The organism is Nocardia brasiliensis (assembly GCF_011801125.1).
Classification (GTDB): Bacteria; Actinomycetota; Actinomycetes; order Mycobacteriales; family Mycobacteriaceae; genus Nocardia; species Nocardia brasiliensis_C.
Map to the genome: position 1 here is coordinate 5761381 of NZ_CP046171.1, position 23380 is coordinate 5784760.

Here is a 23380-nt window from a genome sequence, read left to right on the forward strand (position 1 = left end):
TCACTCCTGACCTCAGCGCGTGCCCTGTGCCACGAGCGCGGCGACGGCATCGACGTTGTCCTTGTCGACGAAGGCCGGCCCCGTCTGCACCGGTGCGCCGCCACCGACGGTGTTCAGGTTCGTCCGGTAGGCCCGCAGCAGCACCACCGGCAGATAGCCCTGTTCGTACTGCTGCTGATCGACGGCGAACAGCAGCTTGCCCGCCCGAATCGCCTCGACCACATCGGTATTGAGATCGAACGTGGCCACCGTGGCCGCCGAGCGGGACTCGCGCACCGCGTCGACGGCGCGTGCCGCGACCTGGGAGTTCAGGGTGAGCACCGCGTCGATCGAGTGATCCGCCTCCAGCGCGCCCTTGATGCGGGACTGCGCGTCGGTGGGATTGTTGATGTCCACCTGGAGCGTCGCCGCGTTGCCGAAGGCCTTGCTCGCGCCCTCGCAGCGCTGGTTGGCGCCGATATTGCCCGCCTCGTGGATCACGCAGAGCATCTTCGTCTTCTTCGCCTCGGCCAGTCGCTTGCCCGCCGACTGCCCGGCCAGCGACTCACTTTGTCCCACATGGCCGATGGCGCCGTACGCGACGCTCTCCGACTCGCCGGAGTTGATGGTCACCAGCGGAATGCCCGCGGCGACCGCCTTTTCGATCGAGGGCCGTAGGGCGTCGGGGTTGGCCATCGAGACAACCAGTCCGTCCACACCCTGGGCGACCGCGTTGTCGATGAGCTTGGCCTGCTGGCTCGGATCGCCCGAGGAGTTGTACTCGACCCGGACCCCGAGATCCTTGCCCGCCGCCTCGGCGCCGTTCTTGACCACGTTCCAGAACGCGTCGCCCGGACTCCCGTGCGTGACCACCGCGACCGAGTTCAAGGTGCCCGCGGCCACCGGAGTTCGGCTCGGCCCGGCCACGTCGGCGCCCGGACCGCTACACGCGGCGAGTACCGCGGCCGCGGCGAGCCACGGCACCAGGCGGCGCGAGCGTTGCCACCCGCGGTGCAGTCGATGAGACATCGTTGTCATCACTTCCCTACTAGATTCGTGCGGCCGTCGGCACGATGCCCGCGAGGTGCCGCAGACTGCGTTCGGTATGCCTGCTCGGCAGCTCCGCCGATTCGGTCGGCTGCAGGGCGGTGTCCTGCTCCATCACGTACCAGCCGCGGTAGCCCGCGGCCTGCATGCTGTGCACCAGGGCGGCGACATCGACGTCCCCGTCGCCCAGCGGGACGTACATACCACGGCGCACCGCTTCGCTGTATTCCAGTGCGCCGCTGCGCACTTCGTCGGCGAGGGCGGTGCGCACGTCCTTCAGGTGGACGTGTCCGATCCGGTCGGCATGGCGCTGTGCGAGGCGCACCGGATCGGTTCCGCCGATCAACAGGTGACCGGTGTCCAGGCACAGGTCGAGCTCCGAATCAGCAAGGAAGCGTTCTACTTCCGCTTCGCTCTCCACGTGCGTGCCGACATGCGGATGCAGCACTGCGCGCAGGCCGTGCGCGGCGGCGATGTCCCGGATCGCGGCGGCGGTGCCGACCAGCGTGCGCCATTGGTCGTCGTCGAGTTGCGGTCGGGCGTCGTATCCGTCGAGTCCGGTCGCGGCTGCCAGCACGACCACGTCGGCACCGGTGGCGGCGAACAGCGCGATCGACCCCTCGGCCTGCGCGAGCGCCTGCTCCGGCGCCTCGTGCAGCACCAATGCCAGGAACCCGCCGACCGACGAGAGACCGAATGTGGCGAGCAGCGAACGCAGTTCGTCCGGGTCGCGGGGCAGATATCCGGGTGGGCCGAGTTCGGTGGCGGTCAGGCCGAGCGCGGCCATCTCCGCCAGGACGGTGTGCGCGTCGAGCACGTGCCCCCAACCGGGAACCTCGCAGACTCCCCAGGAGATTGGTGCGGCCGCGACGCGCAGCGGGTAGAGCGGTTCGGTCATCAGGACTTCTCCGACCTTCGATGTCGAGTTGGAGCGCTCCAAACTGTTGGAGCGCTCCAACTATGTAACGTGGGTCATAGCGTGTCAAGGGTTCGTCCGCTGGCCAGAATACCGCTACTACCTGGTAATACCTGGCCGATCAGGGAAAACGTGGATAAACCCGCAGGCCCAGAAAGTCCGATTAGAGCGCTCTATTGATTAGCGCGCTCCAACCTTGTAACGTCCGACACTGCACACATCATCGAAACGGGAAACGGAGGCGACATGGCCCGGCCGACCATGGAGGATGTCGCCGAGCGCGCCGGCGTCTCCCGTGCCCTCGTCTCGCTGGTCATGCGCGACTCCCCCAAGGTGAGCGAGCACCGCCGGCGCGCCGTGCTGGAGGCGGCGAAAGATCTCGGCTACCAACCGCACATCATGGCGCGGTCGCTGGCCAGCCGTACCTCCAACATCGTCGGCGTCATGGTCTCCGACCTGCGCAACGCGTTCTTCGCCGACGTCGTCGAGGGAATGGACACCGCCGCACAGGAATCCGGCCTCGAGCTCATCCTCAACACCGGCCGCCGCAGCGCCGCCAGGGAGCGCACCGCGCTGGAAAGTCTGCTGGCGTTCCGGCCCGGCGGCATCATCCTGCTCTCCCCGATCCTGCCCGCCGCCGCCATTCGCGATGCGGCACAGCAGGCTCCGGTGGTGCTGGTGTCCCGCGGCTCGGCCATTCCCGACGTCGACACCGTCAACGACGACGGCGAGGTGGGTGCCGCCCTCGCCGTGGATCACCTTGTCTCCCTCGGCCATCGGCGCATCGTGCATCTCGATGGCGGCGGCGCGTTCACCGCGGCGCCGCGCCGCAAGGGCTACCGCGCCGCGATGCGGCGCCATGGCCTCGAGCCGATGGTCATCCCCAGCGAACACACCGACGCCGCGGGCATGGCCGCGGTCCACAAGCTGCTCAACCTGTTCTCCCGCGACAGCTTTCCCACCGCGCTGGTGTGCGGCAACGACTTCAACGCCGTCGGCGCCATGTCCGCGCTGGAGGAAGCCGGCCTGCACGTGCCCGATGACGTCTCCATCGTCGGCTACGACAACACCTCGCTCGCCGCCCTGCGCCACGTCTCGCTCACCACCATCGACCAGCCGCGCATCCAGATGGGCGCTCTCGCAGTCGAAGCCCTCGTCGAACGGCTACGCGACGACCGCACCGAGCCGGTCCGCCGCCGCCTGCAACCCTCCCTCGTCGTCCGCGCGACGACCGCTGCCCCCGGCAACTGAATCCCGCTGCGCGCCACGTAGTTCCGCACCACCCGTACGTCTTCTCAGGAGGAAAGCCGATGTCATCTCATCACGCCGTCACCCTCGGCCTCGCCGGCACCGGCCGGATCGGCACCGCGCACGCCGAAACCCTCAAGAACCTCCCGAATGTCGCCAACGTCGTGGTGGCCGACGCCGAGGCCGACCGCGCCCGCGCCACCGCCACCAAGCTCGGCGTCGAATTCGCCGCCGACCTCGATGCCCTGTTCGCCGCCGACCTCGACGGCATCGTCATCGCCACCGCCACCGACTCCCACCCCGAGCTGATCGTGCGCGCCGTCGACGCGGGCATCCCCGTCTTCTGTGAGAAGCCCGTCGCCGCCGACATCACGGGCACCCGCGCCGTGCTCGACCACATCCGATCCGCCACCGTCCCAGTGCAAATCGGCTTCCAACGCCGTTTCGACGCCGGCTACCGCGCCGCCCGCGACGCCATCGCCGCGGGCTCCCTCGGCTGGCTGCACACCCTGCGCGCCACCACCCTCGACCCCGCCCCGCCGCCCGCCGACTACATCCCCCGCTCCGGCGGCATCTTCCGCGACTGCGGCGTGCACGACTTCGACATCATCCGCTGGGTCACCGGCCGTGAGATCGTCTCGGTCTACGCCACCGGCACCAACCAGGGCGAGCCCTTCTTCACCGCCGCCGACGACGTGGACACCGCCGCGGCGATCCTGCACCTCGACAACGACACCCTCGCCACCGTCTCCCTCACCCGCTACAACGGCGCAGGCTACGACGTCCGCCTGGAAGCCCTCGGCTCGAAAGCCAACGCCATCGTCGGCCTCGACGACCGAGCCCCCCTGACCTCAGTCGAACCCGACTACATCCCCTCCGCATTCCCCGCCTACCCCGGCTTCATGGAGCGCTTCCGCCAGGCCTACACCGACGAACTCATAGCCTTCGTCTCCGTAGCCACCGGCACCCTCGAAAACCCGTGCAGCCCAACCGATGCCCTAGAAGCATTCTACGTAGCCGAGGCGTGTGAGCTGTCCCGCCGCGAGGGGCGACCGGTACAGGTCTCCGAAGTCCGCCGCTGACCCCGGGATCCAAGGGTGTCTCCGCCTGCCGGAGAGTCGACGGGCAGGGACCACCTACTCGACCCCGGGTGAGGCCGAATCGTTTGTGCCACAGTCAACATCCGCTCGATCTCAGCAGAAGGACAATCTCCCGCTTGACCGGTAGGTCGAATCGTCGGCATTCCCTCAGCCCTGCAGATCGACCGACTGACTTGCCAGTGGTGCAGCCATCTGCGGCGACAAGTCGCGCTCGAGCGCGCGTCGACACTCGCAGCCACCCACACCAGCCTCCCTGTCCAGCGAATTGCCGCCACTGGACAAGCGATCACCAGGTAATGGTGGCGGTGCCCTCTCGACCGATGCCGCCACCATTACCTGGTGATCAACCGACCAGCAGCGAACACACGTCCGAGCAGGACTACGCCACCGTAGTTACTGGGTTGCGCCCTGGTTCTTCAGTAAGGCGCGTAGCTCGTCGGGATGCAGCCACTGCCGACCCGTGTGGATCATCCTGTGACAGTTGGCGCATAAGAGGATCAGGTCTTCCAGCCTCGTCTTGGTCTCCCCTGACACATGCAGCGGAACCACGTGGTGGACCTCGATGTAGCCGGAACCACGCTCGCCGTAGCAGGTTTCGAAATCGAACCCGCACACCTCGCAGCGGACCCGGTCCTCCTTCGACAGAAAAGAGTCGATCTTCTTCTTCCGAAACCGAGGATCCCGCTCACGGCGGAAGTACCGGCTGGCCAACAGCCGCCCCTCCCGGACCTCCAAGCCTTCCGGAAAGGCGACATCGACACCCTCTAGCACCGGCGGCGCCACCAGTGCACCGGCCGCCGCGTCCCGCCGGATCGCCTCGGCCGCCGCATGCATCGCCTCAGGCCACTTCTCAAAGTCTGCCAAGACTTCCCGATCGAGCTTCGCCCCCCGGGTCTGTCCTCCCGTATAGCCCGGCCGAGCTGTCTCGATATCCGCAGTCTTGCGCGACACACTCCCTGGACTGCGAAACTTCTCGCTCCGCCGCTCCACCGGGTGAATCGGCAGTGAGCGCAGCAGGTCGGACAACGCCACCGCACGAGGATCGGGTTCCCGAACCTGCCGCCACCCGTTCCCCATCATGAGATCACAAGCGAGGATCAGCTCATCCCGCGCCCAAGCTGGATCGGCCACCATACGCGCCACCGTACTGGACCACTGCGACAGGAACGCTCCAGTTGAAACGTTCCGTACTGGAACCATCCCGTGGCACACTCCACGGGTGACGTACGGGGTGGAGCTGGATCTACGGCTGATGATCATCAACCATGTCAAGCAAGCAATGGCGGAGCGGGGAGCGCTCACACGCAGCGAGCTCGCCGCATTCCCCGTAGGGGACTCTACGCTTAGGCTCATCGACCAGAACAAAGGAATCTGGAATCCGAGTTGGCTTCAGGCGACCTTGTCGATCGTCTCGAAACCGAACAGCCCGTACTCTGATGAAGAGGTCGGAGATTCGCTGTATGCATATGCCTATCGAGACGGCAGCACCAACGGCGACAATACGAAGCTCCGACGCGCATGTGAACTCGAACTGCCGATAATTCTTCTTCGCTGGATTCACCCGGGAACGTACGTCCCTGTCCTTCCCGTTTACGTCGTCCGTGACGACATCGCCAACCGGAAGTTCATACTGGCGCTCGACGAGACTCTCCGAACCGTCGGTGACCCACAACATCTCGACCCGATACAGCGGACATACGCCAAACGCCTTACGAATCAACGACTTCACCAGCCAGCGTTCAGGGGACGCGTGCTACTCGCCTACGGCCGGCGATGCACGATCTGCAGCATCGGGCATGTTCAACTCCTCGACGCTGCCCACATCATCTCCGACACCAAAGAGCACGGGTACCCGGAGGTCACCAACGGACTGTGCCTCTGCAAGATTCACCACGCCGCCTTCGATGCCGACCTGCTCGGAATTTCTCCTGATTACCAGATCCACATCAGCAAGAAGTTGATGCAGGATTCGAGCGAGGGCTCCATGCTCATGCACGGCCTCCAAGCCATGGATGGAAAAGAACTGAGCTTGCCTGCTCGGCGCACCGATCGCCCGGACAAAGAGCGACTTGCAGAGCGCTTCGCCGAATATCAGAGTGTCAATTAACGGCTGCTTGCAAGTACCGGCCGCGACGATAATCAGGGATCGAACTCGCCTACGCAGGCAGCAAGCGCCCAATGACCTCGGCTAGCTGTTTCACGTTTCGGCACTCGTGCATCGTCACGTGCTCGGCGTACACGGTGGCGGCGGAGTCTCCGGTGGTCCAGGAGCGGGCGGGCTCGGGGTTCAACCAGTAGGCGTGCTTGGCTCGGTCGCACATCGCCTCGAGGGCGGGGAGGTTGGGGTCGGTGCGGTTGGTGCGGGCGTCGCCAAGGATCAGGAGGGAGGTGCGGGGGCCTAGGGCGTCCAGGTAGTTGTCGGTGAAGCCTTGGAGGGCTTCGCCGTAGTTGGAGCTGCCGTAGCGAGTTACGTTGGCTTCGCGGAGGATTCGGGCTACCAGGTCGGGGGTGGGCGGGTCGCCGGGGGTGAAGTGGGCGGTGATTTCGTCGCAGGTGTCGATGAAGCCGAAGCTGCGGACCTTGGTGAATTGGTCTTGCAGAGCTTGGATGAGTTGAAGGGTGAACTCGGCGAAACCGGTGACGGAGCCGGAGAGGTCGGCGAGGACCACGAGGTCGGGGCGGCCGTGTTTGCGGGCGCGTAGGACGGGGTCGATCGGGACGCCGCCGGTGGCCATGGAGCGGCGCAGGGTGCGGCGCATGTCGATGTGGCCGCGGACGGATTTGCGGCGGCGGGCGGCGAGGCGGGTGGCCAGTTTGCGGGCCAAAGGGTTTACGAGGCGGCGCATTTCGGCCAGGTCCTGCTCGCGGGCGCCGAGGAAGTCGATCTGGTCGGAGCTGGCGTCGACGCCGCGGCGGGCGATGTACTCGGTGCCGCGCAGTTGGGCGGAACGCAGCCGGGCCTCGGATTGCACGGCGGTACGGAAGCGGTCGAGGCGGCGGTTGGCTTCGATGGTGTGCACGGTGCTGTCGAGGGCCGATGAGCCGCCCATGCCGGCCACGACACGGTCGATGAGGTCTTCTGGGCGTAGGGATTTCATGGTCAGGTAGGACGACCAGCCCGCGCCGGATGCGGTGGTGACCGGCGTGGCGGATTGGCCGGAGCCGGCTCCCCCGTAGGCGCCGAGTTCGGTGAGGGCTCGGCGGGCGAGGTCGGCCAACGCGTCGGGGTCATCCGTGGCGAGGGCTGCGGTCAGTCGATCACGGAGCGACGCAATGGATTCCGGCGTGGCGGGTGCCGTCGCCCGCGGCTGCTCGGTGGTCAGAAAATAGAGGTCGAAGAGCTGGTCGAAGACGGCGCGCTGGCCGTTGCGGCGCAACAGGCAGGCGGCCATCCCGGAACGCAGGCGGTTGCGGTCGGACAGGCCGAGCGCGACCATTGCCGCCGCGGCGTCAAGGGTTTCGCTGGGACCGGCGTTGATGCCGTGATCCCGCAAGAGCCCGACGAACTCGACCAAACGATCCGTCATCGTCTCGGGCGGCTGCGGAGCGGCGTGCCCCCGTCGCGCGGATGAAGTCATGCCGCCACACCCCTCCCCCTGCGGACGACCGCAACGCACGACGGCAGCACAACGGGCAACGGCAGTACACCCACCGAAGCCCGCACCCGCGAGCCTTCTTCCTCGCACCCCTCTCGAACAGCTGACGGTCGCGCGAAAGAACACCGAGGCGTGCGCACCCCACCAGACCGCGTCGAGCGGCCCCTCATCTCGACCGACCCTCGTCCGGCTCGGACAATCCCAGCTTCTCGTCGGCGATCCGATGGTCCGCTTGGTATTTCAACAACACGCCCAGCGTCGATCGGATCACGCTGCCGCTCACGGTGCGAGCGCCCAGCGCGACGAGAGTCCTTGCCCAGTCGATGGTTTCGGCGACGGATGGGGCCTTGCGCAGTGAGAGTTCGCGGAGCGCGCCGACGGTGCGCACCACGGGTTCGCCGAGGGCTTCGTCCAGCTCGGGTACCTTCATCCGCACGATCGCCCGCTCCAATTCGGCTGTCGGGTAGTCGATGTGGAGGTAGAGGCAGCGGCGTTTCAAGGCGTCGGACAGGTCGCGGTTGGCGTTGGAGATGACGAGGACGAACGGCGCGCGCACGGCGGTGACGGTGCCGAGTTCGGGGATGCTGACCTGATAGTCGCCGAGCACCTCGAGCAGCAGCCCCTCCAGTTCGACATCGGCTTTGTCGAGCTCGTCGATGAGCAGCACGGTGGGGTTCGGGTTGCGGATGGCGGCGAGCAGGGGCCGGGCGAGCAGGAACTCGTCGGTGAAGACGTGGTCGCGGGTGTGGTCCCAGTCCTCGCGCTCGGAGGTGATGCGGAGCAGCTGTTTGGCGTGGTTCCACTCGTAGAGGGCACGGGCCTCGTCGATGCCCTCGTAGCACTGCAGACGGATGAGGTCGGCGGCCGCGGCGGTGGCGACGGCCTTGGCGAGTTCGGTCTTGCCGACGCCCGCGGGCCCCTCGATCAGGAGCGGCTTACCGAGATGCCCGGCGAGGAAGACCGCGGTGGCGATATCGAGGGACGGAAGATATCCGGCCTCGGTGAGCCGCTGCGTGACCTCGTCGACGGAGCCAAAGAACTTACTCATCGGTAGCCAGTCTAGAACGCCCGACTACCAGGGGCGTCACGCGACGGCTTGAACTGAACCGCACTCGAGGTTCTACGGTCGAGCCATGATTTTCACCGACGTCGAACGCACCTACCTCGCCGGCCAGCGACTCGCCCGCCTCGCCACCGTCTCCGCCAAGGGCGCTCCGCAGGTCAGCGCGCTGGCGTTCCGGCTCAACCCGGACGACACCATCGATATCAGTGGTCCGAACCATGCTGCGACGCAACGGTATAAGAACGTTCTCGGGAACCCGCGGGTCAGTCTGCTGATCGACGACATGACACCGGACGAGCCGGGTGCGGTCAAACCGGGCTGGGGCCGGGGCATCGAGATCCGGGGTGTCGCGGAAACGCTGACGGTCGATGTCGCGCCGATCGCGCCCGAGTGGTTCTCCACCGACATCATTCGCATCCACCCCCGGCGGATCAAGAGCTGGCACCTCGACCCGGCCGACCCCGACGGAGGCTCGCGCAACGTCGGGTGACCCGGCGGGGTGCCGTCGGCCACCAATCCCCGATTCGGGCCGCAGGGAACCGCCGCGTCCCGAGTAAGCTCGACGTTTGCTGCCGACGGGCGGGCGGGTGCCCGGCGGCCGAAACCGCTCATGGGCTGAATCGGGAGACTCATGTTCATTGCGATCGCCGCGACGATGGCGGTCATCCTGATCTGGTCGTGCCTGTCCAGGACGATGGCGCGCTGGAAGGTGACCGCGCCGCTGGCGATGGTGACGGTCGGCGCGGTGGTCAGCTGGAGCAGTGACCACCGGCTGTCCGAGGCGATCAACACCGACGCCGCGCAGCGGATCGTCGAATTCATCTTGGCGCTGTTCCTGTTCCTCGGCGCGACCGAGGTGCGCGACGGACTGACCGGGCGGCGCCACACCGGTGTGTTCCGCTTGCTGCTCATCGCCTTCCCGCTGAGCCTCGGCGCCGCGTATCTGCTGGGATTCGCACTGCTGCCCGATGTTTCGTGGACCGTGCTGCTGCTGATCGCCTGCATCGTGATCCCGATGGACCTGGTGCCCGCGCAGGCGATCGTGCGGGATCTGCGTGTGCCAGAACGGGTTCGGCACGCGCTCACCGTGGAGAGCGGGTTCAACGACGGGCTGGTCGCGCCGGTCTTCCTGTTCGCGCTGACGGCCGCGGAGGCCAGCGCGGACTCCGATCAGGCGCTGCACGCCCTCGGGCAAGCGGTGCCCGCGGTGCTGAAGTCGATCGTCATCGGAGTCTCCCTCGGGACGTCGGCCGGATACTGCATGACCTTCGCCGCACGCAGGCGCTGGACCGACGCGCGCGCCGTGCGGGTCGGGACCATCGCACTTCCGGTGCTGACCTACAGCGTCGCGATCTGGCTCGGCGGCAACGGATTCGTCGCCGCGTTCCTCGCGGGCATCGCCTACAGCACGACCCGGCACGGACTGCCCGGCACGCCACTGCAATCGACCGACGACGTCGCCGAATTCTCCGGCCTGGCCATGTGGTTCATCGTCGGCAACATGGCGGCGGCCACGCTGTCGTGGCTCAGCTGGCAGGTCATCGGGTACGGGTTGCTCGCGCTGACGGTGGTGCGCCTGGTGCCGGTCGCGCTCGCGCTGCTCGGTTCGCCGTTCACCATGCGAGAACGACTCATGCTCGGCTTGCTCGGGCCGCGCGGTGTGGCATCGATCGTGTTCGCGCTGCTGGCGTTCAACGGATTACGCCAGGACGACGACGCGTTCCTGGTGATCGGCGTGACCCTGGTGGTGGTCGTGGGCAGCGTCGTGCTGCACGGCATCGGGGCACCGCTGGTCGCCGAGCATCTCGGTAAGCGGCGGCGTGACAAGGGAATAGCAGCCGGGCCCGAGTGACCCGCCGCGCGGCGTCCGGACGTGTATGGGGGTTAACCCCTACTACCAACGACTGAAATTCTCCGGTATGGGGATAACCCCCGTGACGCGAGGCCCCGCATGCGCGAGAGTGAGACCGTGCAGTCGGTGCTGCGCCGGTATGCCTGGGGCGCCTCGCGAAGCAGCGGCGACACAGTCGATCCCGGCCTGTTCGCGCCGTGCGTGGCAGCGACCACCGCGTGCCGTGGACGGACCGCAGCCGGGGGATGGCGGACGCACAGTTCGCCGCCGAGTGAAAGGATCCACGTTGTTCTCCACCACCAAGTCCACGCCGTCGCGGCGCCTGCTGGCCAGGGCGGCAGTCGCCGGTGCGATCGTCGCGGTTCCGCTGACCGCCATGGCGATTCCCGCCTCGGCGGAGCCGAACGTCGCCGCGCCGGGCGTCACCGAGGTCCGGCACCGGCCGCACCACCACCACAACAACTGCGACTTCGGCCCGTTCAAGAACTGGCGCTGCAACAACGGCCCGTTCGACCGCGGCAGGCACGACGACCCGTTCTGGCAGTTCCGGCACAACCGCCCGCACGGCCTGTTCGGCAGCAGCTAGCCTCGAAAACGGCGGTGGCCCGGCACCATTCGGGTGCCGGGCCACTGAACGCGGGGAAACCTACGCGGTTTCGGTGATCGGGCGATCGACCCAGCTCATCAGGCCGCGCAGCTTGGCGCCGGTGACCTCGATCGGGTGCTCGGCGTTCTGCTTACGCAGACCCTCGAGCTCCTTGTTGCCGCCCTCGACGTTCGCGACGAGGCGCTTGACGAAGGTGCCGTCCTGGATGTCCTTGAGGATGTCCTGCATCCGCTTCTTGGTGTCGGCGTCGATGACCCGCGGGCCCGACAGGTAGCCACCGAACTCGGCGGTGTCGGACACCGAGTAGTTCATCCGGGCGATGCCACCCTCGTACATCAGGTCGACGATGAGCTTGAGCTCGTGCAGCACCTCGAAGTAGGCCATCTCCGGCGCATAACCGGCTTCGACCATGACCTCGAAACCGGTCTTGACCAGTTCCTCGGTGCCACCGCAGAGCACGGCCTGCTCGCCGAACAGGTCGGTCTCGGTCTCTTCCTTGAAGGTGGTCTTGATGACGCCGGCGCGCGCGCCACCGATCGCCTTCGCGTAGGACAGGGCCAGCGCCTGACCCTCACCCTTCGGGTCCTGATCGACGGCGATCAGCGCGGGCACACCCTTGCCGTCGACGAACTGACGGCGCACCAGGTGGCCGGGGCCCTTGGGCGCGACCATCGCGACGGTGATGAACTCCGGCGCCTTGATCAGGCCGAAGTGGATGTTGAGGCCGTGGCCGAAGAACAGCGCGTCGCCGTCCTTCAGGTTGGGCTCGATGTCGTTGGTGAAGATCGACGCCTGCGCGGTGTCGGGGGCCAGCACCATGATCACGTCGGCCCACGCCGAGACCTCGGCCGGGGTACCGACGGTCAGGCCCGCCTCTTCGGCCTTGGGCCGCGACTTCGAACCCTCCGCGAGGCCGACGCGGACCTCGACACCGGAGTCGCGCAGGCTCAGCGAGTGCGCGTGGCCCTGGCTGCCGTAGCCGATGACAGCGACCTTGCGGCCCTGGATGATCGACAGGTCGGCGTCGTCGTCGTAGAACATCTCGACTGCCACTGGTTGGTTCCCTTCTGGATTTTTCTGTATAGGTCTGAAGTTTGCGAGCGCTAGCGCGTCGCCGTGATCGACTTCGGCCCGCGGCCGACGGCGACCACGCCGGACTGCACGATCTCCCGGATGCCGTAGGGCTCCAGCATGCGCAGCAACGCGTCGAGCTTGGACCGGGTACCGGTCGCCTCGACGGTGAGCGCGTCGGGCGAGACGTCGATCACTTTCGCCCGGAAGAGCGTAACCGCCTCGATCACCTGGGTCCGCACGCTGGCGTCCGCACGCACCTTCACCAAGATCAGCTCGCGGGCCACCGAGGTGTCGGAGTCCTGCTCGACGATCTTGATGACGTTGACCAGCTTGTTGAGCTGCTTGGTGACCTGCTCGAGCGGCAGGTCCTCGACGGTGACCACGATGGTCATCCGGGAGATCTCCGGCAGCTCGGTGCCGCCGACCGCCAGCGATTCGATGTTGAAGCCGCGGCGGGAGAACAGTGCCGCGACCCGGGCGAGCACACCGGGCTTGTCCTCGACCAGCACGCTCAGCGTGTGCGTCGTACTCATGCCCGCACCTCGCCCGCACTCGACCGCGACACGAGCACGCTCGTGGCTGCGCCGATTGTTCGCTCGCTCACTGCTCGCTCCCCTTGCTCTTCTCGTGCGACATCGCCTCGTGGATGACGGCGGGTTCGGCGGCCTGCTCGTCCTCGTCGAACAGCGGGCGGATGCCACGCGCGGCCATGATCTCGTCGTTGCTGGTGCCCGCGGCCACCATCGGCCACACCTGCGCGTCCTTGCCGACGATGAAGTCGATCACCACGGGACGGTCGTTGATGGCCTGCGCCTCGCGGATCGCGGCCTCCACGTCCTCCTCGCGCTCGACCCGGATGCCATGGCAGCCAAGGGCTTCGGCGAGCTTGACGAAGTCGGGGATGCGCAGGGTGTGCGTGCCGAGATCGGTGTTGGAGTAGCGCTCCTCGTAGAACAGCGTCTGCCACTGGCGGACCATGCCGAGGTTGCCGTTGTTGATCAGCGCGACCTTGATCGGGACGCCCTCGACGGCGCAGGTGGCCAACTCCTGGTTGGTCATCTGGAAGCAGCCGTCACCGTCGACCGCCCACACCTCTTTCTCCGGCGCGCCCATCTTGGCGCCCATGGCGGCCGGGACGGCGTAGCCCATGGTGCCGAGACCGCCGGAATTGAGCCAGGTGCGCGGCTTTTCGTACTTGATGAACTGCGCGGCCCACATCTGATGCTGGCCGACGCCGGCACAGTAGACGGCCTCGGGTCCGGCCAGGCGGCCCAGCGCCTCGATGACGAACTCGGGCGACAGCGATCCGTCGCTGGGCGCGCTCCAGCCCAGCGGGTAGCTGTCACGCACGCCGTCGAGGTACTTCCACCAGTCGGTCAGGTCGAGCAGCGGCGTCGTGGCGGTCGGCTCGGCCTTCAGCGTCTCGATCAGCTCGATGATCACCTCGCGGCAATCGCCCACGATCGGGACGTCGGCGTGGCGGTTCTTGCCGATCTCGGCCGGGTCGATGTCGGCGTGGATCACCCTGGCGTCCGGCGCGAACGAGTCGAGCCTGCCGGTGACCCGGTCGTCGAAGCGGGCGCCGAGGGTGATCAGCAGATCCGAGCGTTGCAGTGCCGCAACGGCTCCCACGGTGCCGTGCATGCCGGGCATGCCCATGTTGAGCCGGTGGCTGTCCGGGAACGCGCCGCGCGCCATCAGCGTGGTGACCACGGGGATACCGGTCAGCTCGGCCAGTTCCAGCAGTTCGGGCGAGGCGTCGGCCTTGATCACGCCGCCACCGACGTAGAGCACCGGCGACTTGGCTTCCAAGATCATCCGCGCGGCCTCGCGCACCTGCTTGCCGTGCGGCTTGGTCACCGGGCGGTAGCCGGGCAGACGCATCTCCGGCGGCCAGCTGAAGGTCGTCTGCGCCTGCAGCACGTCCTTCGGGATGTCGACGAGCACCGCGCCCGGTCGGCCGCTGGCCGCCAGGTAGAAGGCCTCGGCGATGATGCGCGGGATGTCCACGCCCTCGGTGATGAGGAAGTTGTGCTTGGTGATCGGCATGGTGATGCCGGAGATGTCGGCCTCTTGGAAGGCGTCGGTACCGATCAGCCCGCGGCCGACCTGCCCGGTGATCGCGACGATCGGCACCGAGTCCATCTGCGCGTCGGCGATCGGGGTGACCAGGTTGGTCGCGCCGGGCCCCGAGGTGGCCATGCAGACGCCCACCTTGCCCGTGGCCTGCGCGTAACCGGTCGCGGCGTGACCGGCGCCCTGCTCGTGGCGAACCAGCACGTGGCGCACCTTGGTCGAGTCGAACAGCGGGTCGTAGACCGGGAGAATCGCGCCGCCGGGAATGCCGAATACCGTGTCGACGCCGAGCTCCTCGAGCGAACGGACGACCGACTGCGCGCCGGTGACCCGCTCTGGCGGGACCTGGCGGCGGTTGGCCTGCGTCGAGCTGCCGGCGCCCGGCTGATTTGCCGCAGGCGCCGGCCTGCGGGCCGATGGCCCGGGCCGTGCGGTAGGTGCACTCACCGTCTTGTTCCTAACTGCTTGTCGTTCTGACCCCGGATTTGTGTCTGACATGCGGTGTCTTGCGACTCGCCCTGTCGGACAATTCGTCCGAACACAAAAAAGCCCCCGACAGCGCATGGCTGTTCGAGGGTGGCGCGTCGCAACGCGAGCTGACGTATTCGACTCAGGTAGTCAGGCTCAACGCTGGACGCGCCGGCCGATTACGAGCAACTCGTTTCGGTTCACGCGCATGACGGTATGTGTGCGTTGGCCGAAGAGTCAAACAGGTCCCATTATGTGGGATAGTGCGGCTGCTTGGGTCCTTCACCAGGATGCGAGGATGGTGGTGTGTCATCACCGCATCAGTCCGTGCCACCGGCTAAATCGTCCCACACCGCCACCGAGGGATCGGACACGGGTGGCGCCTCGACCGCCACTGTGATCCGCATCCCACGCCTGGCCTTCCTAGGCGTGTTCATCCTTCTGATGTGCATGTTCTTCATGTTCGTCGGTTGGCCCGCCGGGCTGTGGCCGCTGCTGCTCATCCCCGTCGCGGTGGCCGTCTGGGTGCAGCGCACGCAGACCACCGTCTCCGACGCCGGGCTCGATCTGCGGACCCTCTTCGGCTCGCGCCACCTCGACTGGTCTCAGCTGAAGGGGGTGCGTATCCCGAAGCGTGGATACGTACGCGCCGATCTGGTGGACGGCACCGAGGTGAAATTACCGGCGGTGAGTTATGACCGGGTGCGCGATCTCGCGGCCGCGTCGCACGGCTGGATTCCCGATCCGTACGTGGTGCCCAAACAATCGTCGGGCGAGACCACCGAAGCGGAATCGGCCGCATCCGGCGATGACACCGCGACCGCCGAAACCACCGAGAACAACGGCACCGCCGACAACGACGCGGACAAGAACTCGCGATAAGGAACAAAGCGCCGGCGTTACGATGTTGTCGGCTATGCGACGCGGTCACCGCGTCGGGCGGATCCGTCCCGGCGCGCACCCCGCCAGCCGATCGGCCGGCATCTACGGCCGACACCGTTCGCGCCGACGACCACCACCCGCGGCGACACCACGACGCGCACCGACCTGGATCGGACCAGGCCGACGGCCACGAGCCGCGCCGGACCGGCCGTGCAGGCCCACCTCCACGCGGGAGTACCGTGGAGCAGCCGCGCGGCCTACGCCGCGCCCGTCGCACGTCAGCCCCCCGCGACCAGACCGAGGACCCACCATGCCACCGCTTCGTTCACGCACCACCACCATCGGACGCAATGCCGCAGGCGCCCGCGCACTCTGGCGCGCCACCGGCATGACCGACAGCGACTTCGGCAAGCCGATCGTCGCCATCGCGAACTCGTACACCCAGTTCGTCCCCGGCCATGTGCACCTGAAGAACGTCGGCGAGATCGTGGCCGAGGCGGTACGGGCCGCGGGCGGTGTGCCCCGCGAGTTCCACACCATCGCCGTCGACGACGGCATCGCGATGGGACACGGCGGCATGCTGTACTCGCTGCCGTCGCGCGAAATCATCGCCGACTCCGTCGAATACATGGTGAACGCGCACACCGCCGACGCGCTGGTGTGCATCTCCAACTGCGACAAGATCACCCCGGGCATGCTGAATGCCGCGATGCGACTGAACATTCCGACGGTGTTCGTCTCCGGCGGGCCGATGGAGGCGGGCAAGGCGGTCGTCGTCGGCGGCGTCGCGCAGGCACCCACCGACCTGATCACCGCGATCTCCGCGAGCGCGAATCAGGCGGTGTCCGAGGAGGGTTTGTCCGAGGTCGAGCGCTCCGCCTGTCCGACCTGCGGGTCGTGCTCGGGCATGTTCACCGCGAACTCGATGAACTGCCTCACCGAGGCACTGGGACTCGCGTTGCCCGGCAACGGTTCCACGCTGGCCACCCACGCCGCGCGCCGCGCGCTGTTCGAGCGGGCGGGCACCGTGGTCGTCGACATCGCCAACCGCTGGTACCGCACCGACGACGACTCGGTGCTGCCGCGCAATGTGGCCAACGCCAAGGCTTTCCGCAACGCGATGGCCCTGGACGTGGCGATGGGCGGCTCCACCAACACGGTGCTGCACACGCTGGCCGCCGCGCAGGAGGGTGAGATCGACTTCGATCTGCAGACCATCGAGGAGACCAGCCGCCGGGTGCCGACCCTGTCGAAGGTTTCGCCCAACTCCGACTACCACATGGAAGACGTGCACCGCGCCGGCGGCATCCCCGCCATCCTCGGCGAACTGCGCCGCGCCGGGCTGCTCGAAACCGAGGTGAGCACCGTGCACACGCGCAGTTTCGACGAGTGGCTCGACACCTGGGATATCCGCTCCGGCAAGGCTTCCGACGAAGCGCTCGAGCTGTTCCACGCCGCGCCCGGCGGGGTGCGCACGACCGAGCCGTTCTCCACCGAGAATCGCTGGTCCTCGCTCGACACCGACGCCGAGGGCGGCTGCATCCGCGATATCGAGCACGCATACACCAAGGAGGGCGGCCTGGTCGTGTTGCGCGGCAACATCGCTCCCGACGGCGCCGTGCTCAAGACCGCGGGCATCGACGAGGAACTGTTCACCTTCCAGGGGCCCGCGCTCGTCGTGGAATCCCAGGAGGAGGCGGTGTCGGCGATCCTCAACAAGACGATCAAGCCCGGCGACGTGCTCGTCGTCCGCTACGAGGGCCCGGCCGGCGGCCCCGGCATGCAGGAGATGTTGCACCCCACCGCATTCCTCAAGGGCGCGGGGCTGGGCAAGCAGTGCGCGCTGATCACCGACGGCCGCTTCTCCGGCGGTACCTCCGGCCTGTCCATCGGCCACATCTCCCCCGAGGCGGCCAGCGGCGGCGCCATCGGCCTGATCGAGAACGGCGATCAGATCCGCATCGACGTCGGCACCCGCACACTCGAGGTGCTGGTCGAGGACGCCGTGCTCGCCGAGCGCCGCGCGAAAATGGAGGCCGCCGAACGTCCTTGGCAGCCGGTGCACCGCGACCGGCCGGTCACCACGGCGCTGCGCGCCTACGCCGCGCTGGCGACCTCGGCCGACAAGGGCGCCGTCCGCTACGTGCCGTAAGCCGGTCGAACCTCGACGGCGCCCGCTCGAAAGAGCGGGCACCGTCGTCGTTTCCGCACCGTGCGTGCGCTCGGCTCCGGCCCGAATACGCGCGGCGGTGGGCTAGCCGATCCCGATGAAGGGGTTGCCGCCGTGCAGGTACCAGTAGGCGCCGACGGCGGCGGCGATGGCCAGGACCAGCACCACGAACGAACCGGCGAACGGACGGGTGGCCCAGCCACGATTGCGGTCCAGCGCCCAGCGGCCGGGGCCGGTGAGAATCAGGACGGCGGTCACGCCCGCGAGGATGCTCTCCAGTTCGACACCGGTCTGCACGCCCGCCTTGTATTGGAGGCCGGGGACCATGCCCTGCTTCCAGGCCCATGCGTCGAGGATGACGGCGAGCAGCGCGCCCGCGGCGAACGGAGTGGCCAAGCCGAGCACGACGAGCACACCGCCGCCGAGCTCCCCGACCGTGACCAGGATGGCCGAGACGGTGGCGTGATCCCAGCCGCCGTTGGCCATCATGTCGCGCGTGCCGTCCAGGCCGGGACCGTGGAACCAACCGGTGAGCTTCTGCAAACCGTGATAGATGAACGTGCCGCCGATCACGAGGCGCAACACGAACAAGCCGAAATCCAGGGTGCCGCGCTGGGTTTCGCGATTGCGGCGACGCAGCCGCGCGGTGTCGCCCGGCGGGTTGGCTGCCGGGGGAATGCTCGCGTAGGCGTAGGTCGGGGCGTCCTGCGACTGGCCGTCGGCACCGACGGTCGGCACGTCGGGACCGGGGTCGAGGCCGAGTTCGTCGTCCGTGCGGGGCACGTCCTTGGTCAACTTGGGGAACTGCTCGGTCGGCGAATCGAAGGGGCTGCTGACGCCCCGACCGGTGGACGACACCGCCGACTGTTCGGCCGTGGACGGCGTCGAACCCTGGGCCGCCGAGGATTCGGAAGTGTCTTTCGACTTGTCGGTCACGGGCAATACCTTATGCCGCACTCCCCCGGAACCGGCCTCGAACACGGCGTGCGAGACGCTGTGTCACGGGCAACAGCGCCGCGCTCGAAACCTCGCGAACCGGTCTCGGCGGGAAATACCGGCGCCAAAGGTGGGGCGGAGGGGCGCGAGCGAGAAGATTTCCGTAACGTCTGAGCTATGAGGTTGGTTGGCATAGGTCGCGTAGCGGTGACCGTGGCGGTGGGATCCGCGCTGGTGACCGGGTGCGCGCGATTCGACGATGCGGCGTCGAGCCCGTTCACCCCGGAGCCGACGCTGCACGGGGCGAACATCGACCCGAAGAAGCCGTCGCAGCCGCCCACCTCGACCACCCGCCCCAGCGGTCCGTGCATCGACCCGGACCCGGCCGTGGTCGCCACCTGCCTGGACACCACCGGCGGCCTGGTCGCGCTCGGCGACGGCGCGCTGGTCGCCGAACGCCGCACCGGACGCATCCTCAAGGTCGCCCCCGAGACACCGCCGACCGAATACGCGCAGGTGGACGTGGACGGCTCGGGCGACGGCGGCCTGAGCGATCTCGTGCTCTCCCCCACCTTCCACGAGGACGGGCTGATCTACGCCTACATCACCACGCCCAGCGACAACCGGGTGGTCCGGATCGCCCAGGGCGGCGGACCGCCCAAGGACATCCTGACCGGAATTCCCAAGGGGCCGAGCGGAAATCACGGCGCCATCGAGTTCGCCACGCCCGATCAGATGCTGGTGCTCACCGGCGACGCGGGCAACCCCGGCGCGGCGAGCTCACCGTCGTCGCTCGCGGGCAAGCTGCTGCGGGTGAACTCGCCGGCACCCGGCGCCAATGCCGAGATCGCGGTGTCGGGCATCGGGATCGCGGGCGATATCTGCCGCGACACCAAGGACAGTGTCTGGATCACCGACCGCACCGCCGTCGAGGACCGGCTGCAACGACTCGGCAGCGACGGCAGCGTCACCACCGCGTGGACCTGGCCCGACCGTCCCGGCGTCGCGGGCTGCGCCGCCGCCACCGACGGTGTCGCGATCTCGTTGACCAAGGGCAAGGCGCTGGCCATCGCCGCCGCCGACTCGAACACACACGCCGTCACCTCCGCCCCCACCATGCTGGCGCAGGACAAGTACGGCCAACTCGGCGGCGCCGCGGTCGGACCCGACGGCACCATCTGGGTGGGCACGGTGAACAAGACCGACGGCCAACCCGGCCCGAATGACGATCGCGTCGTACGCATTCCGCCGCCGCAGGCCGGCGGCGGCGGGCCGGACTGACCCGCTGACAACAGTGCAGGGGCCGACTCCGCGGAGTCGGCCCCTGCACTTGTTATGGAGCTCGGTGGTGCACGAGCTCAGCGACGACTGCGGCTCACGCGGCGAATGCGGCTCAGCCGCACGCGGCGATGACGAGTTCGCGCACGCGCGCGGCGTCGGCCTGCCCGCGGGTGGCCTTCATGACGTCGCCGACGATCTTGCCCGCGGCCTGCACCTTGCCCGAGCGGATCTTCTCGGCGATGTCGGGGTTCGCGGCGAGCGCCTTCTCCACCTCGGCCTGCAGCGCGCTGTCGTCGCTGACCATGCCGAGGCCCTTGGCCTCGACGATCTGCGCCGGCTCACCCTCGCCCGCCAGCACGAAGTCGACGACCTGCTTGGCGACCTTGTTGTTCACCGTCTTCGCCTCGACCAGGTTGATCACCGCGGCGACCTGGGCGGGGGTGATCGGCAGGTCCTCCAGCGAAACCTCGCGCTCCTTGGCCTTTTCGGTCAGGTAGGCGACCCACCAGGAGCGAGCCTCGTTGACCGGGGCGCCCGCGTCGACGGTGGCGATGATCAGATCGAGCGCGCCCGCGTTCACCAGATCGCGCATCACCTCGTCCGACAGACCCCAGTCGGCTTGGATCCGCGCCCGGCGCAGCCACGGGTACTCGGGAATGGTGCCGCGCAGCTGCTCCACCCATTCCGCCGCGGGCGCGACGGGTTCCAGATCCGGCTCGGGGAAGTAGCGGTAGTCCTCGGCGGTCTCCTTGACCCGGCCCGGCGAGGTGGTGCCGTCGGCCTCGTGGAAGTGCCTGGTCTCCTGCACGATGCTGCCGCCGCCGGCCAGCACCGCGGCCTGGCGGCGCATCTCGAAGCGCACCGCGACCTCGACGCTCTTGAGCGAGTTGACGTTCTTGGTCTCGGTGCGGGTGCCGAATTCCGTTGCGCCGATGGCCATCAGCGAAACGTTGGCATCGCAGCGCAGCGAACCCTGCTCCATCTTGACGTCGGACACGTCGAGCGACTTGAGCACCTCACGCAGCGCGGTCACGTAGGCGCGCGCCACCTCGGGCGCCCGCTCCCCCGCGCCGGTGATCGGCTTGGTGACGATCTCGATCAGCGGCACGCCCGCGCGGTTGTAGTCGAGCAGCGAGTGGCTGGCGCCGTGGATGCGGCCGGTGGCACCGCCGACGTGGGTCGACTTGCCGGTGTCCTCCTCCATGTGTGCGCGCTCGATCTCCACCCGGAAGGTGCTGCCGTCGTCGAGCACCACATCGAGGTGGCCGTTCGTGGCGATCGGCTCGTCATACTGGCTGATCTGGTAGTTCTTCGGCTGATCCGGGTAGAAGTAGTTCTTGCGCGCGAACCGTCCCCATGGCGTGATCGAACAGTTCAGCGCGAGCCCGATGCGGATGGCCGACTCGACGGCCTTCTCGTTCACCACCGGCAGCGAGCCGGGCAGTCCGAGGCACACCGGGCACACCTGGGTGTTCGGCTCGGCGCCGAATTCGGTCGGGCAACCGCAGAACATCTTGGTCGCGGTGGACAGCTCGACGTGGACCTCCATGCCGAGCACCGGCTCGAACCGGGCGATGACATCCGAATAGTCCATCAAGTCGGCGGTGGCTGCACTCATGCCCCACAGTCTATGTAAGCGCCCCGGCCCGATCGCAGGGGCTCACACGCGGACTACTTCGGCGGGATGCGCTGGGTCAACCAGTCAGTCACGTAGGTCAGGACCTCGGGCGCGACGCTGGTCTCGATCTCGACGTATTCCTTCGGACTTCCGGTCCCTGCGGGCTGCATCAGATGGTTCAGACCGGGAAAGACGTGCACCGTCGCGTCCGGATTGTCCGCGAGGTTCGCGCGCATCGGCGCCTCGCTCTGCCCGGGCGGCACCTGCAGATCCTTGCCGCCGTAGAACGCCAGCACCGGCATCCGCAGCGCGCGCAGCGCCGGGGCCGGGTCGTAGGCGATCAGCGACGCGAAGTAGGTGGTCATGCTCGCGTCGATCTGCTCGTCGGTGGCCCGCTGTTCGGGCGGGGACTCCGCGTTCTGCTTGCGCGCCAAGGCCTTCGCGCCCTCGATGTCGCCTGCCTGCAACAGCGCCGAGATCTCGGCGGTCTGGCGCACCGACTTGTCCAGCTCCTCGGCGGGCGTCCCGTTGGCCGCGCCGATCAGCCTGGTCTGTTCGGTCAGTATGTCCGCGCCACTCACGGCCGGTCCGGCCATGGCGATGACGAAGGCGACACCGCTGTCCGGGCGCGCGGCGACCAGCGGCGCGAGATAGCCGCCCTCGCTGTGCCCGAACAGGCCGACTCGCGCCGGGTCGATATCGGAACGGCCGCGCAGGAAGGCGACGCCGGCCGCGGCGTCGGCGGTGAGATCGGCGTAGTTCGCGTCGTCCAACTTGCCGCCCGTGCCGCCGATGCCGCGGTCGTCGGTGCGCAGCACGGCGTAACCCGCCTTGGTCAGCGCGTCCGCGATCACCAGGAAAGGCTTGTGGCCGAACAGTTCTTCATCACGGTTCTGCGGTCCGCTGCCGGTGATCATGAGCACGGCGGGGAACTTGCGCTCGCCCTCCGGTTTGGTGAGCGTGCCCGCGATGGTGATGTCGCCGTTGCGGTAGGTGACGTCCTCGGACCGATACGGGAACGGCGGCTGCGGCGTCTGCGGGCGATCCAGCGGGGCGATCTTGCCGCGCTGCATCGAAAGCTTGAATGTCTGTCCGCCCTGGACGAAGTCGCCATTGATCCGATCGGCGCCCTTGTCGTAGATGCCGTGGAACTTCGGGTCGCCCGGCACGCCTGCGATCGCCCAGGACACCTCGTTACGGTCGGAGCGCACGTCCTTCAACTCGACCGCGGTCATCCCCTGCTTCGGGATATCGATGGTCGCCGTCCCGGTTCCGGTGAACGTCACCCCCACCTCGACCGGCTGGCCCGGTACCTCGATCGCACCGTGCCAGTCACCGGTCGTCGGTTCGGGCGGGTTCGAATCCGATCGCGACGAACACCCCACCAACACCGCGACGACGAACAGGACCAACGCGACAACTCGCCCACTGCGCATGAGATCAACAGTACAAGAGCAGAATGAGTAG

The 23380-nt window shown here is 67.8% G+C and carries 20 protein-coding genes; 9 read left to right on the forward strand and 11 right to left on the reverse strand.

Annotation, left to right across the window (positions count from 1 at the left end):
- Positions 1 to 12 precede the first annotated feature (12 nt).
- Positions 13 to 1017 (reverse strand): sugar ABC transporter substrate-binding protein, encoded by a 1005-nt coding sequence (locus F5X71_RS26170; protein WP_238815475.1) that lies wholly within the window; start codon positions 1015 to 1017, stop codon positions 13 to 15.
- Between the two features lie 10 nt (positions 1018 to 1027).
- Positions 1028 to 1924, reverse strand: a complete 897-nt coding sequence (locus F5X71_RS26175; RefSeq protein ID WP_167464403.1) for a TIM barrel protein — start codon at positions 1922 to 1924, stop codon at positions 1028 to 1030.
- 264 nt (positions 1925 to 2188) lie between these two features.
- Between F5X71_RS26175 and F5X71_RS26180 the strand changes: the two genes are divergently transcribed.
- Together F5X71_RS26180 and F5X71_RS26185 are read left to right on the forward strand one after the other, a co-directional pair.
- Positions 2189 to 3193, forward strand: coding sequence for a LacI family DNA-binding transcriptional regulator (locus tag F5X71_RS26180; RefSeq protein WP_167464404.1), 1005 nt, complete (start codon positions 2189 to 2191; stop codon positions 3191 to 3193).
- Between the two features lie 59 nt (positions 3194 to 3252).
- Positions 3253 to 4272 (forward strand): Gfo/Idh/MocA family protein, encoded by a 1020-nt coding sequence (locus F5X71_RS26185; protein WP_167464405.1) that lies wholly within the window; start codon positions 3253 to 3255, stop codon positions 4270 to 4272.
- A gap of 411 nt (positions 4273 to 4683) precedes the next feature.
- On the opposite strand, the gene F5X71_RS26190 is transcribed toward F5X71_RS26185, so the two are convergent.
- The gene (locus F5X71_RS26190; protein ID WP_167464406.1) at positions 4684 to 5424 is read right to left on the reverse strand and encodes an HNH endonuclease; all 741 of its coding nucleotides are present in this window, start codon (positions 5422 to 5424) and stop codon (positions 4684 to 4686) included.
- A gap of 85 nt (positions 5425 to 5509) precedes the next feature.
- Between F5X71_RS26190 and F5X71_RS26195 the strand changes: the two genes are divergently transcribed.
- On the forward strand, positions 5510 to 6397 hold the full coding sequence (locus F5X71_RS26195) for an HNH endonuclease (protein WP_167464407.1): 888 nt from the start codon (positions 5510 to 5512) through the stop codon (positions 6395 to 6397).
- Positions 6398 to 6446: 49 nt separating this feature from the next.
- Here F5X71_RS26195 and F5X71_RS26200 read toward each other — a convergent pair whose 3' ends face one another.
- Together F5X71_RS26200 and F5X71_RS26205 are read right to left on the reverse strand one after the other, a co-directional pair.
- A complete protein-coding gene (locus F5X71_RS26200) occupies positions 6447 to 7868 on the reverse strand; it encodes a vWA domain-containing protein (RefSeq protein ID WP_174817141.1) in 1422 nt (473 codons plus the stop codon).
- A gap of 184 nt (positions 7869 to 8052) precedes the next feature.
- Positions 8053 to 8934 (reverse strand): AAA family ATPase, encoded by an 882-nt coding sequence (locus F5X71_RS26205; RefSeq protein WP_167464408.1) that lies wholly within the window; start codon positions 8932 to 8934, stop codon positions 8053 to 8055.
- Between the two features lie 85 nt (positions 8935 to 9019).
- On the opposite strand from F5X71_RS26205, the gene F5X71_RS26210 reads away from it, so the two are divergent.
- The 3 genes from F5X71_RS26210 (at position 9020) to F5X71_RS26220 (ending at position 11387) form a co-directional block, all read left to right on the forward strand.
- Complete coding sequence (locus tag F5X71_RS26210; RefSeq protein ID WP_167464409.1) at positions 9020 to 9439, forward strand: PPOX class F420-dependent oxidoreductase; 420 nt, start codon at positions 9020 to 9022, stop codon at positions 9437 to 9439.
- Positions 9440 to 9580: 141 nt separating this feature from the next.
- On the forward strand, positions 9581 to 10801 hold the full coding sequence (locus tag F5X71_RS26215; RefSeq protein ID WP_167464410.1) for a cation:proton antiporter: 1221 nt from the start codon (positions 9581 to 9583) through the stop codon (positions 10799 to 10801).
- Between the two features lie 286 nt (positions 10802 to 11087).
- Complete coding sequence (locus F5X71_RS26220; protein ID WP_167464411.1) at positions 11088 to 11387, forward strand: hypothetical protein; 300 nt, start codon at positions 11088 to 11090, stop codon at positions 11385 to 11387.
- Between the two features lie 60 nt (positions 11388 to 11447).
- Here F5X71_RS26220 and ilvC read toward each other — a convergent pair whose 3' ends face one another.
- The 3 genes from ilvC to F5X71_RS26235 form a co-directional block, all read right to left on the reverse strand.
- A complete protein-coding gene (gene ilvC / locus F5X71_RS26225) occupies positions 11448 to 12449 on the reverse strand; it encodes a ketol-acid reductoisomerase (RefSeq protein ID WP_171904443.1) in 1002 nt (333 codons plus the stop codon).
- Positions 12450 to 12511: 62 nt separating this feature from the next.
- Positions 12512 to 13015: an acetolactate synthase small subunit gene (gene ilvN, locus F5X71_RS26230; RefSeq protein WP_014987182.1), complete on the reverse strand. Its 504-nt coding sequence runs from the start codon at positions 13013 to 13015 to the stop codon at positions 12512 to 12514.
- Between the two features lie 67 nt (positions 13016 to 13082).
- On the reverse strand, positions 13083 to 15005 hold the full coding sequence (locus F5X71_RS26235; protein ID WP_167464412.1) for an acetolactate synthase large subunit: 1923 nt from the start codon (positions 15003 to 15005) through the stop codon (positions 13083 to 13085).
- A gap of 450 nt (positions 15006 to 15455) precedes the next feature.
- On the opposite strand from F5X71_RS26235, the gene F5X71_RS26240 reads away from it, so the two are divergent.
- The gene (locus F5X71_RS26240) at positions 15456 to 15908 is read left to right on the forward strand and encodes a PH domain-containing protein (RefSeq protein WP_238815476.1); all 453 of its coding nucleotides are present in this window, start codon (positions 15456 to 15458) and stop codon (positions 15906 to 15908) included.
- A gap of 310 nt (positions 15909 to 16218) precedes the next feature.
- Positions 16219 to 18060: a dihydroxy-acid dehydratase gene (gene ilvD, locus F5X71_RS26245; protein ID WP_167464413.1), complete on the forward strand. Its 1842-nt coding sequence runs from the start codon at positions 16219 to 16221 to the stop codon at positions 18058 to 18060.
- 102 nt (positions 18061 to 18162) lie between these two features.
- Here ilvD and F5X71_RS26250 read toward each other — a convergent pair whose 3' ends face one another.
- On the reverse strand, positions 18163 to 19014 hold the full coding sequence (locus F5X71_RS26250; RefSeq protein WP_167464414.1) for a DoxX family protein: 852 nt from the start codon (positions 19012 to 19014) through the stop codon (positions 18163 to 18165).
- A 177-nt stretch (positions 19015 to 19191) separates the two neighbouring features.
- Between F5X71_RS26250 and F5X71_RS26255 the strand changes: the two genes are divergently transcribed.
- Entirely contained in the window at positions 19192 to 20295 is a 1104-nt protein-coding gene (locus F5X71_RS26255; RefSeq protein ID WP_167464415.1) for a PQQ-dependent sugar dehydrogenase, read from the forward strand.
- Between the two features lie 112 nt (positions 20296 to 20407).
- Here the strand turns inward: F5X71_RS26255 and gatB are convergent, their stop codons facing one another.
- Together gatB and F5X71_RS26265 are read right to left on the reverse strand one after the other, a co-directional pair.
- The gene (gene gatB, locus F5X71_RS26260; RefSeq protein WP_167464416.1) at positions 20408 to 21913 is read right to left on the reverse strand and encodes an Asp-tRNA(Asn)/Glu-tRNA(Gln) amidotransferase subunit GatB; all 1506 of its coding nucleotides are present in this window, start codon (positions 21911 to 21913) and stop codon (positions 20408 to 20410) included.
- 53 nt (positions 21914 to 21966) lie between these two features.
- Complete coding sequence (locus tag F5X71_RS26265; RefSeq protein WP_167464417.1) at positions 21967 to 23349, reverse strand: alpha/beta hydrolase family protein; 1383 nt, start codon at positions 23347 to 23349, stop codon at positions 21967 to 21969.
- Positions 23350 to 23380 lie beyond the last annotated feature (31 nt).

Coding starts and splice junctions, on each gene's coding strand:
- F5X71_RS26190 (WP_167464406.1), bottom strand. CDS start 5,424: ATGGTGGCCGATCCAGCTTGGGCGCGGGATGAGCTGATCCTCGCTTGT.
- F5X71_RS26180 (WP_167464404.1), top strand. CDS start 2,189: ATGGCCCGGCCGACCATGGAGGATGTCGCCGAGCGCGCCGGCGTCTCC.
- F5X71_RS26175 (WP_167464403.1), bottom strand. CDS start 1,924: ATGACCGAACCGCTCTACCCGCTGCGCGTCGCGGCCGCACCAATCTCC.
- F5X71_RS26205 (WP_167464408.1), bottom strand. CDS start 8,934: ATGAGTAAGTTCTTTGGCTCCGTCGACGAGGTCACGCAGCGGCTCACC.
- ilvN (WP_014987182.1), bottom strand. CDS start 13,015: ATGAGTACGACGCACACGCTGAGCGTGCTGGTCGAGGACAAGCCCGGT.
- ilvD (WP_167464413.1), top strand. CDS start 16,219: ATGCCACCGCTTCGTTCACGCACCACCACCATCGGACGCAATGCCGCA.
- F5X71_RS26215 (WP_167464410.1), top strand. CDS start 9,581: ATGTTCATTGCGATCGCCGCGACGATGGCGGTCATCCTGATCTGGTCG.
- ilvC (WP_171904443.1), bottom strand. CDS start 12,449: ATGTTCTACGACGACGACGCCGACCTGTCGATCATCCAGGGCCGCAAG.
- F5X71_RS26255 (WP_167464415.1), top strand. CDS start 19,192: ATGAGGTTGGTTGGCATAGGTCGCGTAGCGGTGACCGTGGCGGTGGGA.
- F5X71_RS26210 (WP_167464409.1), top strand. CDS start 9,020: ATGATTTTCACCGACGTCGAACGCACCTACCTCGCCGGCCAGCGACTC.
- gatB (WP_167464416.1), bottom strand. CDS start 21,913: ATGAGTGCAGCCACCGCCGACTTGATGGACTATTCGGATGTCATCGCC.
- F5X71_RS26200 (WP_174817141.1), bottom strand. CDS start 7,868: ATGACTTCATCCGCGCGACGGGGGCACGCCGCTCCGCAGCCGCCCGAG.
- F5X71_RS26170 (WP_238815475.1), bottom strand. CDS start 1,017: ATGACAACGATGTCTCATCGACTGCACCGCGGGTGGCAACGCTCGCGC.
- F5X71_RS26265 (WP_167464417.1), bottom strand. CDS start 23,349: ATGCGCAGTGGGCGAGTTGTCGCGTTGGTCCTGTTCGTCGTCGCGGTG.
- F5X71_RS26185 (WP_167464405.1), top strand. CDS start 3,253: ATGTCATCTCATCACGCCGTCACCCTCGGCCTCGCCGGCACCGGCCGG.